Below are 12,940 nucleotides of genomic sequence, written 5' to 3'. Positions count from 1 at the left end.
CCCCGTGCGCTGGCCGAGTTGGAGGCGTGGGCTTACAAGCGCGCACCCGGCGCCCACCCACAATCGCGCACATGAAAAAAAACAGGCCGCACCCTGCTCACCGTAGCACTCACCTTCGTGGCCACCACCGCCATCGTGCTGTTCGCGCTGAACTTCACCGCCGGCGAGAAGAAAGTGCAGCACCAGATCCCGCGCCTGTACACCACCGCCCACCCGCAGTACGAACGCGCCATGGGCAGCCTGCTGGGCCCGGGCATCACCAGCGGCAACGAGGTGGTGGAGCTGCTCAACGGCGACCAGATCTTTCCGCCCATGCTGGCCGCCATCCGGGCCGCGCAGAAAAGCGTCACCTTCGAAACCTACATCTACTGGTCCGGCGACATCGGCAAGCAGTTCGCCGATGCCCTGAGCGAGCGCGCCCGTGCCGGCGTGAAGGTGCATGTGCTGCTGGACTGGGTGGGCAGCTCCAAGATGGACGAGAGCTACTTCACCGAGATGAAGGCGGCCGGCGTGGAGGTCGAGAAATTCCACAAACCCCACTGGTACAACCTGGCCCGCCTGAACAACCGCACCCACCGCAAGCTGCTCGTCACCGACGGACTGGTGGGCTTCACCGGCGGGGTGGGCATCGCACCCGCATGGACCGGCAACGCGCAGGACCCCGACCACTGGCGCGATTCGCACTACCAGGTCAAGGGCCCGGCGGTCGCGCAGATGCAGGCCACCTTCCTGGACAACTGGCTCAAGGTCACGGGCAAGGTGATGCATGGCGAGGCGTACTTTCCCGCCATCGCCCAGAGCGGCACGCAGAAGGCGCAGATGTTCTCCAGCTCCCCCTCCAGCGGCAGCGAGAGCATGCAGCTCATGTACCACCTGGCCATCACCTCGTCCGAGCGCAGCCTGGACCTGTCGGTGGCGTACTTCGTGCCCGACGACCTGACCCGGCAGCTGATGCTGGACGCCCTGGCGCGCGGCGTGCGCATCCGGCTCATCACGCCCGGCGAGCACACCGACACCGAAACCGTCAAGGCCGCCTCCCGCGCCACCTGGGGCGAACTGCTGCAGGCCGGCGCCGAGATCTACGAGTACGAGCCCACCATGTACCACTGCAAGGTCATGATCGTGGACCAGCTCATGGTGTCGGTGGGCTCCACCAACTTCGACAACCGCTCGTTCCGGCTGAACGACGAGGCCAACCTGAACGTGTACGACGCCCCGTTTGCCCAACGGCAGACGGTGGTGTTCGAGGATGACCTGAAGCGGTCGCGGCGGGTGACCCATCAGGACTGGCTGGACCGGCCGATGAAGGAGAAGCTGGCCGAGCGGATGGCGAGTTTGCTGGAGACACAGCTGTAGGTTGCATGACACCGCTGCAAAACGGCTTTCCTCGGGCGTTGCATCTTGGGCTTTGAGTACACTGCGTGACAATAAAGCAAGTTGCAAAAGAGAGGTTTCATGAATGACGTGTATGACAGAACAGCGCTCGAGGGATCGATTTCTCAGCTGGAATCCGTCACAGCCAACTTCGCCCAGCGTTTTATTCAAGACGGAAAAGTGCGGCAGAGTTACATCGAGAAAACCCGCCAATTGGCGCAGGAGTACCGGGCCCGGGTAGCATCAGGAGCACTTTCGCCCGACGATGCGGCCCGGCAGGTTCAATCCATTCGCAACGACATTCTTGAAGCCCAGCGACTGCGATCCACCGATATCGGCCGCGCCAAAGCGATCAATCTAAAGAAGGTGGGCCTGAGCTTGGCCGACCTGACCGAAAAGTACGCCAAAGACAAATTCGGAAAGCCGTTCACTTCACTGGCGTCCAATCAACAGAACCTCGTGTATCTGGAAATCATCGACAGCGCAGGGCGCCAGCGGCCTTCCGTCAATGCGGCGGCCATGCGTTACACCGCATTGGGCCGGGCATTGGTGTTCGTCTCGGTCGGTGCCGCCATCTACAACATCGCTTCGGCCGAAGACAAAGGCAAGGCCGTCGCACGTGAAGGCGTGGTCATCGGTGGCGGGTTTGCAGGCGGGGCCGCTGGCGGCGCGCTCGCTGGACTGGCATGTGGCCCGGGAGCGCCTGTTTGTGTCACGGTGGGCGTGTTCGTCGGCGGTGCCTTGGGTGCGCTGGGGGCCGATCTTTCGTTTGGATGGATTTTCTGATGGCGCTCCGACCGTCGCAGGCTTTTCAGTTGGAACATCGCCGCCCGGCTGAAAAAGAAGCGCCAGCCCTCGTGTTAATGCATGCGCCCAGCGCACGCACGGTCGAACTGCAAGGCGGGGTTCTGGAAGCGCAGTTCGAAGACGAACGCGGATATCTGGTTTTCACGACGGAAGGCAATCCGCAGGAAGAGGCGCTTTTCATCCATTGGCTGAATCCAGCCTTGCATATCGAGGATTTGCTGGAAATCTCTGCCGACTACACCCCGGGCATCTTTAAAAACCCGGAGGTCACACCAGCAGCGCAGGCCATCATTTTTTTCTTTTTTTTGACGATGGAAAGCGCTGGTCGGTGACCGTTCTTCAAACGCCTCGGTGGCTGAGGCACAAATACCCCGTCAAGCGCAAAACGCCGTTCTGGAACCGGTCTTGGCTGATGGTGCGAAATAGGCTCGACGATTGATCATTGGGTGACTTGTCCTCCTGCTGAATAGGGCAGTGCAGGCCGTCGAGGCGAGTTCACTGAGCCTGCGGCGTCGCCTGGATGAACGCCTCCACATCGTCCACCGCCGGCGCGACCCAGCGCAGCGGCCACGCGAATGCGCCGACGAGCGTGGTGTGGCTGGCGCGGGGATACGACTTCAGCGTGACCGGCACGCCAGCGGCCTGCAGCTTCTGCGCCATCTGTTGGGTGCTGCGCTCCGGGCTCACGAGCCGGTCGTTGACCGGGGCCGCCAGGAAGGTGCGCGGCGCACCGGGGTGTGCGAACTCGATGGGCTGGGCCTTGGGCGGGTAGTTCGGGTGGAAAAACACCGGCTGCGCTTGCGGGTTGTCGGTGGGAAAGAAGTCGTACGGCCCCGCCAGGCCGATCCAGCCGGCAAGCTCGTTCGGCGTGTGGCCCGTGGGCTGCAGCCAGCGCGGGTCCAGCGCCAGCATCGCCGCGTTGTAGCCGCCGGCACTGTGGCCCATGGCGAACACCCGTTTCGGGTCGCCACCCCACTGCGCCGCATGGTCCAGGCCGTAGGCCACGGCCAGTGCGCTGTCCTGCAGGAATTCGGGGTAGCGCACCTCGGGGTAGAGGCGGTAGTCGGCCACCATCGTCAGCACGCCGCGTGCCGCGAGCGCTTCGCCCAGGAACAGGTAGTCGCCGCGCTCGCCGCTGTTCCAGGAGCCGCCGTAGAAGAACACCGCGACCGGCCAGCCGGCCGCTGGCGCCGTCGTTTTCGGCCGGTAGATGTCCAGTTGCTGGCGCGGCAGCGTGCCGTAGGCCACGCCGGCCTGGACGGTATGGCTGTCCTTGGCCGTGAGCGCATTGAGCGTGCCGACCGCGGAGCAACCGGTCAGCCACGCGGCCAGGGCCAGGATGCCTGTGACTTGCCATGCCGCGCGGGCCCATGAACGGTGAGGGTGTTTCAATCGCGCCTCCAAGTGGGTGGTCCGGCGATCGGGCCGGGACACAGGCGACAGGCCGGTGCCGGGCGGATTATGGTTGGCGCGCCAGCGCCTTGGCCGTCAGAGATGACGCCGCCATGGCGCGGGTGTCACTGCCGAAATCGCGATGCTTCCGAACCGGCTTTGCCCGCGGATGTCAGGCGGTGGTCGGGAGCGCTGGTACCCGCTGCGCACGGTAGCTGGCCGTGCCGGACGCCCAGGCCACCAGACGGTCGATGTTGGGGTGCTTGCCGCGGTGGGCGTGTGCATCGGCCGTGTGCTCTGCGTACCACTCCAGGCCCAGGCTGGCCGCTGCGGGCGTGATGGTGCCGCCGTACAAGGTGGACAACGCGTTGTAGACGGCCAGGGAGCCCGCTTGTCCGGGCTTGTTTTCCAGCGTGGCGATGACCTGTCCGTCCGGGTCCAGCAGGTGCAGGGCGGAGAGGTCGGCAACGGATGGGAGTTGTTGAAGGCGCGCGGAAAAGTTCATTCTCGAAATCGGGAGTGCGATGCGTCCCTGGCGCTGGATGGCCAGGGACTTCCATCGTTGGATAACGGGACCGGCCCGCGACGGCGATGGCCGCCGTTGTCCGGGCCGGCTGTTGCGTTGGCTTACTTGCCCCAGGAGTCCTTCAGGCCCACGGCCAGATTGAACACCGGCTTGCCCGCCGCATGGTCCTTGCTGTCCGCCACGAAGTACCCGTGACGCTCGAACTGGAACTGGTCGCCCGGTCGGGCGTTGGCCAGCGAGGGCTCCACGATGGCCGTCACGACCTTCAGGCTGTCCGGGTTCAGCAGCGTGAGGAAGTCTTTCCCGCCGGCATCGGGCTGCGCATCGGTGAAGAGCCGGTCGTACATGCGCACCTCCGCCTTCACGCCATCGGCCACGCCCACCCAGGTGATGGCGGCCTTCACCTTCACGGTGTCGGCGCCGGGGGTGCCGCTCTTGGTGTCGGGCACCACGGTGGCCAGCACTTCGGTGATCCGGCCATCGGCGTCCTTGTTGCAGCCCGTGCATTCGATCACGTAGCCGCCCTTGAGGCGCACCTTGTTGCCGGGGAACAGGCGCTTGTATCCCTTGGGGGGCACTTCCTCGAAGTCTTCGCGCTCGATCCACACCGCCTTGCCGATCGTGAAATGGCGCAGGGGCGATTCGGTGCCCTCGGGCGGGTGGGGCAGGGCGGGCAGGCTGCAGGGCTCCAGGTGGCCGGCGCCCATCACCTCGTCCCAGTTGGTCAGCACCAGCTTGACGGGGTTGAGCACCGCCATGCCGCGGTGGGCCTTGGCTTCCAGGTCTTCGCGCAGGCAGCCTTCCAGCGTGCTGTAGTCGATCCAGCTGTAGTCCTTGGTCACGCCGATGCGTTCGCAGAACAGGCGGATCGATTCGGGCGTGTAGCCGCGGCGGCGCAGGCCGACGATGGTGGGCATGCGGGGATCGTCCCAGCCGGTCACGATGCCGTTGTCCACCAGGTGCTTGAGCTTGCGCTTGCTGGTGACCACGTAGGTGAGGTTCAGGCGCGCGAACTCGTACTGGCGCGGCTGCGGCGCGGCGATGAGGCCGCCTTCCACCAAGCGGTCCATGAGCCAGTCGTAGAAGGGGCGCTGGTCTTCGAATTCCAGCGTGCAGATGCTGTGGGTGATGTGCTCCAGCGCGTCCTCGATGGGGTGGGCGAAGGTGTACATCGGGTAGATGCACCACTGGTTGCCGGTGTTGTGGTGCTCGGCGTGCTTGATGCGGTAGATGGCCGGGTCGCGCAGGTTGATGTTGGGCGAGGCCATGTCGATCTTCGCGCGCAGCACGCCTGCGCCGTCGGGCAGCTTGCCCTCGCGCATTTCGCGAAAGCGCGCGAGGTTTTCGGCCACGGTGCGGCTGCGAAAGGGGCTGTCCACGCCGGGCTTGCCGAAGTCGCCACGGTTGGTGCGCATCTCGTCGGGGGTCTGCTCGTCCACGTAGGCCTTGCCGTTTTCGATCAGGTACTCGGCCGCGCGGTACATGAAATCGAAATAGTTGCTGGCGTAGTACAGGTGGTCGGCGCCGTCGCCGCTGGCCTTCCAGTCGAAGCCGAGCCAATGCACGGCATCGATGATGGCGTCCACGTACTCCTGGTCTTCCTTCTCCGGGTTGGTGTCGTCGAAGCGCAGGTGGCACACGCCGCCGTAGTCGGCAGCCAGTCCGAAATTCAGGCAGATGCTCTTGGCATGGCCGACGTGCAGGTAACCGTTGGGTTCGGGGGGGAAGCGCGTGCGGATCTTCGCCGGGTCGGGCTGCCCGCCGGCATGGTGGGCCGCATCGCCGGGCGTGCCGCCCCAGCGCGCCTGGGCATGCGTGCCCTTGGCGAGATCGCTCTCGATGATCTGGCGAAGAAAATTGCTGGGCTTGGCCGCGGCGTTGGAGGAGGGGTCGAGGGGGGCTGGGGAACTCATGGCGGCATTCTAGGCGGCGGTGCTGGGGGCGTTACCGGGTGAAACACAGCGCGCTACGTCCAGAAACAACATTGCAGGCGGTTTGTGCCATCCTTTCGGACATGTGATGCGTTGAGCATCCACGGGCGTTCCGCGATGGCGGGGCTCCCATCCAAAGGAGATTTCCATGACGAACAGCCGCTCTCTCTCAGCCATGGCCGCCACCGCCGGCGTGGCGCTCGCCCTCCTGGCGGGCACCGGTGCCGCCCAGGCACGCGATATTTCCTGGTCTGTGGGCATCGGGGCGCCCGGCGTGGCGGTCGGGGTCGGAGGCGGCGGCTACCCCGTCGTGGTGGCACCGCCAGCCTATTACCCGCCGCCCCGTCCCGTCTATTACGGCCCGCCCCCGGTGGTCTACGCACCCCCCCCTGTCTACTACCCGCCGCCACGGCCGGTGTACTACGCGCCCCCGCCTCCGGTGGTGGTCGCCCCCTACGGGTACTACGGCGGCGGCCGCCACTGGCACGGACGGGACCGGGGCTACTACGGTCGCTGAAACCCATCGCTGTCCCCTGGCTGCCCAGCAGTCCCAACGGCCCCTCGGGGCCGTTTTCTTTGGGAGCGCCACGCATAATTCGCCCTGTTCGCGTTCGCCGACTGGCGGCGACGCCTTGCCTGGAGTGCTGGCCCTGTGAAAACCGTCTTTGTCCTCAACGGACCCAATCTGAACCTGCTCGGCACGCGCGAGCCCTCGGTGTACGGCGTGCACACGCTGGCCGATGTGGAGCGGCTGTGCGCACAGGCGTGCGAGCGCCATGGGTTTGCGCTGCAGTTCCGCCAGAGCAACCACGAGGGCGACCTGGTGGACTGGATCCATGAGGCCGGCCGCCTCCACGGTGCTGGCGAACTGGCCGGCGTGGTGCTGAATGCCGCGGCCTACACCCACACCAGCGTGGCACTGCTGGATGCCGTCAAGGGCACGGGCGTGCCGCTGGTGGAGTTGCACATCAGCAACGTGCATGCCCGCGAAGCCTTCCGCCACCATTCCTATCTGTCCGGCGTGGCGCGCGCGGTGATGTGCGGGTTCGGCGTGCAGGGCTATCCGCTGGCCATCGACGGCCTGGCGGGATGGTGACGGTGCCCACCGCCCCAGTGGCCTACCCCGGATCTGCCGGGGCCGCGGCGCCCGATGGCACCCCGCCCGAAGTGCGGCGCCTGCAGGCGTTGGCCACGCGGCACACCACGCCTTGCGGCGACGGCGATCTGGTGTGGCACTCCTGGGGCCCGGCCGTGCCCGGGCAGCCGCCGCTGGTGCTGCTGCACGGCGGCAGCGGCAGCTGGACCCACTGGGTGCGCAACATCGAAGACCTGGTCGCGGCGGGCTACCAGGTCTGGGTGCCGGATCTGCCCGGTTTCGGGGAGTCCGCTCTGCCCCCGACGGGCGCCGATGCCGACGCGCTGGTCGAGCCGCTGTGCGAGGGCATGCGCGCGCTGTGGGGGCCGCAGCCGTGCGATCTGGTGGGGTTCTCGTTCGGCGGCATGGTGGCGGGCCTGCTGCTGGCCGATCACCCCGAGCTGGCCCGGCAACTGGTCATCGTGGGCGCGCCGGCCATGGGCGTGGTGCCGCACCGCCAGTTCGAACTGAAAGCCTGGCGGCACCTGCCCGCGGACCAGCAGCCGCAGGTGCACCGCCACAACCTGGCCGTGCTGATGCTGCAGGATCCGGCGCTCATCGAAGGCCTGGCGCTTGGTCTGCACGTGGCCAACGTGGTGCGCGACCGCATGCCGCGCCGCCGGCTGGCGCACACCGACATCCTGGCGCGCTCGCTGCCCCGGGTGACCTGCCCGGTGCACGCCATCTATGGCCGCAACGATGCCCTCTACAAGCGCTGGATCGTGGAGCTCGAGGCGGCGTTCCGGGCGGTGGTGCCGGACTTCCGCGGCCTGGACTTCATCCCCGAGGCCGGCCACTGGGTGCAGTTCGAACAGCCCCGGCCCTTCATGGCCGCGTTGCTGGCCGCGCTGGCAGACGGGGCACAGCCGGCTGCCGCATCCCTGGCGGCCGGCCGATGACCGCGCCGCCGGCGGCCTTCGTGCCCCAGGTGGACGAGCGCGAGGTGGAGATCACCGCCATGCGGGCGCAGGGCGCTGGCGGGCAGAACGTCAACAAGGTGTCCAGCGCAGTGCACCTGCGCTTCGATATCGCGGCGTCTTCGTTGCCCGACGGCGTGAAGGAGCGCCTGCTCGCGCTGCGCGACAGCCGGATCACGCAGGAGGGCGTGCTGGTCATCAAGGCCCAGCAGTACCGCAGCTAGGAAGCGAACCGCCTCGACGGACTCCAGCGCCTGCAGGCCCTGGTGGCCAGCGTGGCGCAGCCGCCGCGCACCCGCCGGGCCACCAAGCCGACCTATGGCTCCAAGCAGCGCCGCCTGGAATCCAAGAGCGTGCGCTCGGGCATCAAGGCGCTGCGCGGCCCGGTGCGCGACTGAAAAGGCGGGGGGCGTCCCGGCGAGCGTTCGCTGGCCCGTGGCGGCACAGGCTGCGCCGATCGCCGCGGGGGTTGGAACCGCCGCCACCGACCCCATCTGTCGGCAACCGAGGAATCTTCATGTCCGATCTGGAACGGGCCCGCGCACCCACCGACAGCGGCAGGAATGCCGAACTCCCCGCGCTGTATCTCTCCCATGGCGCCCCGCTGTTCGCGGTGGACGCCGGCGAAACCGGCCCGGCCCTCACCCGCTGGGGCCAGGAGGTCCAGGCGCGCTTTCCGCACCTTCGCGGGGTGGTGGTCATGTCGCCGCACTGGATGCCGCGATCGCCGAAAGTGATGACCGGGCCGCAGCCCGCCACGTGGCACGATTTCGGCGGATTTCCGCCGGCCCTGTACGCCTTGCGCTACCCGGCCGCAGGCGCCCCGGCCCTGGCCGAAACGGTGCTGGCGCGCCTGCGTTCGGCCGGCATCGCGGCCGAAGGCGATGCGGAGCGGCCCTTCGACCATGGCGCCTGGGTGCCGCTGATGCATCTGTTTCCCGACGCTCGGCTGCCCGTGGTGCAGGTGGCCCTGCCGTCCAGCGCCGGGCCTGCCGAGGTCTACGCCATGGGCGCCGCCTTGCAGGGCCTGCGCAGCGAAGGCGTGCTGGTGGTGGGCTCCGGCAGCATGACGCACAACCTGGCCGAGTTCTTTGGCGGCGCCAACGAGCCCTTGCCCTATGTGACCGAATTCAGCCGCTGGATCGAAGACGCCGTGCAGCGGCGCGACTGGCCCGCGCTGCTGGACTACCGGCGGCAGGCCCCGCATGCCGAGCGCGCCCACCCCAGCGAAGACCATTTCCTGCCCTTGTTTTTCGCCCTGGGCGCGCTGGCCCCGAGGCGCAGGCGCACTACCTGAGCCGGGAGGTCCGCTATGGCGCCCTGGCCATGGACGCCTTCGCCCTGCGGTCCGCGGCATGAACTCCCCGGGCCCCGTTCCACTCCAACCCTGATTCGCAACCCCTCATCCCTGCCTTGAACGCCTTCTCAGGGCACCCATCGATGCTTGATCTGCCGCTTCCCTTCCTGAACCGCCCCGCCGCTGCCCACACCACCTCTCCCTGGCTGCTCGTTCTCATGCACGGCGTGGGCAGCAACGAGGGCGACCTGTTCGGCCTGGCCCCCTACGTTCCCCCGCACTTTCATGTCGTGAGCCTGCGCGCGCCGCATGCCATGGGGCCGGGCTCCCATGCGTGGTTCGAGTTTTCCGTGCTGCCCGATGGCAGCCGTTCCATCCATGAGCCGCAGGAGGCGGCCAGCCGCTCGCTGGTGGCGCTCACGGTGGAGGCCGCCGCGCTGCAACTGGGCGTGCCCCCCGAGCGGGTGGTGGTGGGCGGTTTCAGCCAGGGCGGCATCATGGCCTTGTCCCTGCTGTTCACCCGGCCGGAGTTGCTGCACGCCGCCATGGTGTGGCACAGCCGGCTGCTGCCCCAGGCGATGCCGTTCGCCGCCGCGGCCGAGAGCCTGCGCGGCAAGCCGCTCTGGGTGAGCCATGGCGTGCAGGACAACGTGATTCCCCTGGCCCAGGCCCACGCCATCCGCGACCATGCCCGGGGGCTGTCGCTGGACCTGACCTACCGCGAATACCCCGGAGCGCACGAGATCCGGCAGGCCGAACTGACCGATGCCATGGGATGGCTGGGCGGCCTGCAGCACCCGCAGCCGCAGGCCGCGCGCTGAGCGGCTGACCGATGGGCCCCGCGGGCCCACCGTTCCTTGCGTGGACCCCCGCCGGCTGGTACCGGCCACCGAGCGGTGCACGACACCCCCCATGCCAGCGGTGACCGGACCCGTCACACGGCGTTACGGCCCGGTGGAGTCCATCGCTTCCAATCGATGGGCGGCCGCGGGGCATCTTGTCTTTCTACCGCGGCTTTCCCGAAACCCAAGAAAAGGAGGCATTCATGCCTGAACGTGACACGGTGGAGTTGCGGCCCGCGCAGCAGGCTTCGCGCGCCTGGATTCCGTGGGTGCTGGTCGCTGGCGCGCTGGGCGCCGGCGCGGCCTGGTGGTTCTGGGGGCGCCCGGCGTCCGAGCCGGTGGCATTGCCGCCCGTGGCCAGCCAGTCCGCGTCCCAGGCCGCCGCGCCGCCCGCATCCGCGGCCTCCGGACCCCAGAACCCCATGGACACGGTGCAGCCGCCCGACACCAAACTCCCCACCCTGGCCGAATCGGACCGCCCCCTGACCGATGCGGTCACGGGATGGGTCGGGGCGGACTCGGTCGCGTCGCTGCTGCGCATGGACGGCTTCGTGCAGCGCGCGGTCGCCACGGTGGACAACCTGTCGCGCCAGAGCGCGCCGTCCCGACTGTGGCCCGTGCAGCCCATGCCGCAGCGGTTCCTGGTGGATGGCGAGGGCAGCGAGACGGAGACGATCGCCGCCACCAATGCGGGCCGCTACCGCGCCTTCGTCATGCTGGCCGAAGCCATTCCGCAGGACCAGGCCGTTGCGCTGTACGCCCGGCTGTACCCGCTGTTCCAGCAGGCGTACGAAGAGCTGGGCTTTCCGCGCCGCTACTTCAACGACCGGCTGGTGGCCACGCTGGACAACCTGCTGCAGGCGCCCGAGCCCACCGGCCCGGTGCAGGTGCAGCTCACCAAGGTGGCCGGCGAGGTGCCCTCCACGCGCCCCTGGGTGCGCTACGAATTCGCCGACCCGAAGCTGCAAGCCCTGTCCAGCGGCCAGAAGATCCTCGTGCGCATGGGCGTGGAGAACGAGCGGCGGATGAAAACCGTGCTGGCCGAGCTGCGCCGCCGGGTCGCGACGGGCGAGATGGCGCGCAAGCCCTGAGCGCCACGGGCGCGCCGGCCCTGCTGCGGCCGGCGCGCGCCGCGCCTCGCCGTCTGGTGAACGCGGCCCCTTCCCGCGGTTTCACTTCTGCGGTTTGATTTCTGATCTTTCACTTCAGGGAGCCTCCCACCATGTTCGTTGCCATGAACCGTTTCCGCATCGCCCCCGGCCGTGAGGAGGAGTTCGTCGAGATCTGGCGCCAGCGCGACAGCCATCTGGCGCAGGTGCCGGGCTTCCAGTCCTTCCACCTGCTGCGGGGCGACACGACGCCCGAGCACACGCTGTTCGCCTCGCACACCGTCTGGGCGTCGCGCGCGGATTTCGAGGCGTGGACCCGCTCCGACGCCTTCCGGGCCGCGCACGCGGGCGCGGGGCAAAAGCGCGATCTGTACCTGGGACCGCCGCAACTGGAACTGTTCGAATCCGCGCTGTGAGCGCCCGCGCCGGCCAGGCGGTCGATTGCTATATAAATAATAGCAACGAGGGCAATGAAATCTATGGCGTGAAGGGGTTTTGACTCACAATCCCCGGCGGTAGAAGGCGTCCAGCGTGGGCATCAGGTCCGGGAACTCGGCGGCGAACGTCGCCCGGTCCACGAAGTACGCCTCGCACGCCACGGCGAAGAATTCGGCCGGGGCCGTCGCGCCGTAGGCATCCAGCCAGGGCCATTCGCCGCCAAAGCGCTCGGCGATGATCACGCGCTCCCGGAAGGCGTCATAGGCGGGCTGCCACGCCGCGCGCCAGGCCTGCCGCGCCGCCTGCGGGCCGGTAGTGCCCAGAAAGCCCGTTGGCAGGGGCGGGTAGCCGTCCGCGTTGCCGTTGCGCATGTCCAGCTTGTGCACGAACTCGTGGATGACCACGCTCATGCCCCGGTCCTGGCCGCTGCCCGCGCTGTCCACGGCCGGCCAGCTCAGCATGACCGGGCCCCGGTGCATGGCCTCGCCCAGCAGCACCTCGGTGTAGTCGTGCACCACGCCGGCCTCGTCGGTGGACTGCCGGCGCGCCACGGCCTCGCCGGGGTGGACCACGATGCCCACGAAATCGTCGTACCAGTCGAGTGCCTGGGCGGGCGTGCCCCAGTGCAGCACGGGCAGGCACGCCTGGGCCGCGATGGCGACCGCCATGGCATCGGTGACCTGCAGGCCGTGCGCGCCGGTGAATTCCTTGCGCTGCAGAAAGAGGGCGCTGAGTGCCCTCAGCTTGGCCTGGTCCTGCAGCGGCAGGGCGGACAGGAACGGATAGCGCTGCAGGGTCTGCAGCCAGAGCGGGGCGGAGATCTCCGGCACGGGGGCGACGGTCGCGCGCACGCGGTGCCAGAGTTTGTTCCAGAGAGCAGGCATGAAAGAGGGGGAGGGCCTGCTCGCGCACTCCCTGGCGGAAAAAGAGATGCCGCCTACATGGGGACGGCGGCGAGCCGTTCCAAGCCCCGGCCGGGCGACAGGCGCAGCACCTCGGCGCGCGGCGGACGGGCGGCTGCGTCCCAGTCGCTCAGCACCACGCGCTGCAGGCCCGGCCCCACGGCGTGGACGGCAGGACGGTGCGTGTGGCCGTGGATCAGCGTGCGGGCGCCTGCGGCCTGCAGCCATTGCCGCGTGGCCGGGCCGTCCAGATCGGCGTAGGCCGCCTCG

Annotated in this window: 13 protein-coding genes and 3 pseudogenes; 11 read left to right on the top strand and 5 right to left on the bottom strand. The window is 68.2% G+C overall.

What is annotated here, in order from left to right; translation table 11 throughout:
• Positions 1 to 93 precede the first annotated feature (93 nt).
• The 3 genes from AC27KI_RS12415 to AC27KI_RS12405 all read left to right on the top strand — a co-directional run bounded on the left by AC27KI_RS12415 (position 94) and on the right by AC27KI_RS12405 (position 2,513).
• On the top strand, positions 94 to 1,356 hold the full coding sequence (locus tag AC27KI_RS12415) for a phospholipase D-like domain-containing protein (protein ID WP_487114050.1): 1,263 nt from the start codon (positions 94 to 96) through the stop codon (positions 1,354 to 1,356).
• A gap of 99 nt (positions 1,357 to 1,455) precedes the next feature.
• Positions 1,456 to 2,160: a hypothetical protein gene (locus AC27KI_RS12410; protein ID WP_487114048.1), complete on the top strand. Its 705-nt coding sequence runs from the start codon at positions 1,456 to 1,458 to the stop codon at positions 2,158 to 2,160.
• On the top strand, positions 2,148 to 2,513 hold the full coding sequence (locus AC27KI_RS12405; RefSeq protein ID WP_487114046.1) for a hypothetical protein: 366 nt from the start codon (positions 2,148 to 2,150) through the stop codon (positions 2,511 to 2,513). The genes AC27KI_RS12410 and AC27KI_RS12405 overlap by 13 nt, the downstream gene beginning before the upstream one ends.
• A 163-nt stretch (positions 2,514 to 2,676) precedes the next feature.
• Here AC27KI_RS12405 and AC27KI_RS12400 read toward each other — a convergent pair whose 3' ends face one another.
• From AC27KI_RS12400 to AC27KI_RS12390, 3 genes are all read right to left on the bottom strand, one after another.
• Positions 2,677 to 3,573, bottom strand: coding sequence for an alpha/beta hydrolase (locus AC27KI_RS12400; protein WP_487114044.1), 897 nt, complete (start codon positions 3,571 to 3,573; stop codon positions 2,677 to 2,679).
• Positions 3,574 to 3,745: 172 nt separating this feature from the next.
• Entirely contained in the window at positions 3,746 to 4,078 is a 333-nt protein-coding gene (locus tag AC27KI_RS12395; protein ID WP_487114042.1) for a DUF2322 family protein, read from the bottom strand.
• A gap of 122 nt (positions 4,079 to 4,200) precedes the next feature.
• The gene (locus AC27KI_RS12390) at positions 4,201 to 6,012 is read right to left on the bottom strand and encodes a glutamine--tRNA ligase/YqeY domain fusion protein (RefSeq protein WP_487089517.1); all 1,812 of its coding nucleotides are present in this window, start codon (positions 6,010 to 6,012) and stop codon (positions 4,201 to 4,203) included.
• A gap of 166 nt (positions 6,013 to 6,178) precedes the next feature.
• Between AC27KI_RS12390 and AC27KI_RS12385 the strand changes: the two genes are divergently transcribed.
• The 8 genes and pseudogenes from AC27KI_RS12385 to hmuQ all read left to right on the top strand — a co-directional run bounded on the left by AC27KI_RS12385 (position 6,179) and on the right by hmuQ (position 11,746).
• Positions 6,179 to 6,547, top strand: coding sequence for a hypothetical protein (locus tag AC27KI_RS12385; protein ID WP_284428763.1), 369 nt, complete (start codon positions 6,179 to 6,181; stop codon positions 6,545 to 6,547).
• A gap of 135 nt (positions 6,548 to 6,682) precedes the next feature.
• Positions 6,683 to 7,126, top strand: a complete 444-nt coding sequence (gene aroQ, locus AC27KI_RS12380; protein WP_272564006.1) for a type II 3-dehydroquinate dehydratase — start codon at positions 6,683 to 6,685, stop codon at positions 7,124 to 7,126.
• Positions 7,127 to 7,128: 2 nt separating this feature from the next.
• The gene (locus AC27KI_RS12375; RefSeq protein ID WP_487089516.1) at positions 7,129 to 8,064 is read left to right on the top strand and encodes an alpha/beta fold hydrolase; all 936 of its coding nucleotides are present in this window, start codon (positions 7,129 to 7,131) and stop codon (positions 8,062 to 8,064) included.
• Positions 8,061 to 8,480, top strand: a pseudogene (arfB, locus tag AC27KI_RS12370) (alternative ribosome rescue aminoacyl-tRNA hydrolase ArfB). Before AC27KI_RS12375 ends, arfB begins: the two are co-directional and overlap by 4 nt.
• A 119-nt stretch (positions 8,481 to 8,599) precedes the next feature.
• Positions 8,600 to 9,441: pseudogene (locus AC27KI_RS12365) on the top strand (DODA-type extradiol aromatic ring-opening family dioxygenase).
• Positions 9,442 to 9,522: 81 nt separating this feature from the next.
• Positions 9,523 to 10,200, top strand: coding sequence for an alpha/beta hydrolase (locus tag AC27KI_RS12360; protein WP_284427850.1), 678 nt, complete (start codon positions 9,523 to 9,525; stop codon positions 10,198 to 10,200).
• Between the two features lie 224 nt (positions 10,201 to 10,424).
• On the top strand, positions 10,425 to 11,312 hold the full coding sequence (locus tag AC27KI_RS12355) for a DUF3014 domain-containing protein (RefSeq protein ID WP_487089514.1): 888 nt from the start codon (positions 10,425 to 10,427) through the stop codon (positions 11,310 to 11,312).
• 131 nt (positions 11,313 to 11,443) lie between these two features.
• Positions 11,444 to 11,746, top strand: a complete 303-nt coding sequence (gene hmuQ, locus AC27KI_RS12350) for a heme-degrading protein HmuQ (protein WP_272564000.1) — start codon at positions 11,444 to 11,446, stop codon at positions 11,744 to 11,746.
• 84 nt (positions 11,747 to 11,830) lie between these two features.
• Here the strand turns inward: hmuQ and AC27KI_RS12345 are convergent, their stop codons facing one another.
• Both AC27KI_RS12345 and AC27KI_RS12340 read right to left on the bottom strand, forming a co-directional pair.
• Positions 11,831 to 12,652, bottom strand: a complete 822-nt coding sequence (locus AC27KI_RS12345) for a M90 family metallopeptidase (RefSeq protein WP_487114040.1) — start codon at positions 12,650 to 12,652, stop codon at positions 11,831 to 11,833.
• A gap of 53 nt (positions 12,653 to 12,705) precedes the next feature.
• Positions 12,706 to 12,940 (bottom strand): annotated as a pseudogene (locus AC27KI_RS12340) (UDP-2,3-diacylglucosamine diphosphatase); the annotation flags it as partial.

The sequence above is a fragment of the Acidovorax sp. KPB24-03 genome (assembly GCF_057546605.1).
This window is presented reverse-complemented; position numbering and strand designations above follow the sequence as displayed.

Excerpts from the sequence above, each read along its gene's own strand:
- AC27KI_RS12410 (WP_487114048.1), top strand. The coding sequence starts at position 1,456 with ATGAATGACGTGTATGACAGAACAGCGCTCGAGGGATCGATTTCTCAG.
- AC27KI_RS12405 (WP_487114046.1), top strand. The coding sequence starts at position 2,148 with ATGGATTTTCTGATGGCGCTCCGACCGTCGCAGGCTTTTCAGTTGGAA.
- AC27KI_RS12395 (WP_487114042.1), bottom strand. The coding sequence starts at position 4,078 with ATGAACTTTTCCGCGCGCCTTCAACAACTCCCATCCGTTGCCGACCTC.
- AC27KI_RS12390 (WP_487089517.1), bottom strand. The coding sequence starts at position 6,012 with ATGAGTTCCCCAGCCCCCCTCGACCCCTCCTCCAACGCCGCGGCCAAG.
- AC27KI_RS12385 (WP_284428763.1), top strand. The coding sequence starts at position 6,179 with ATGACGAACAGCCGCTCTCTCTCAGCCATGGCCGCCACCGCCGGCGTG.
- AC27KI_RS12360 (WP_284427850.1), top strand. The coding sequence starts at position 9,523 with ATGCTTGATCTGCCGCTTCCCTTCCTGAACCGCCCCGCCGCTGCCCAC.
- AC27KI_RS12355 (WP_487089514.1), top strand. The coding sequence starts at position 10,425 with ATGCCTGAACGTGACACGGTGGAGTTGCGGCCCGCGCAGCAGGCTTCG.
- hmuQ (WP_272564000.1), top strand. The coding sequence starts at position 11,444 with ATGTTCGTTGCCATGAACCGTTTCCGCATCGCCCCCGGCCGTGAGGAG.
- AC27KI_RS12345 (WP_487114040.1), bottom strand. The coding sequence starts at position 12,652 with ATGCCTGCTCTCTGGAACAAACTCTGGCACCGCGTGCGCGCGACCGTC.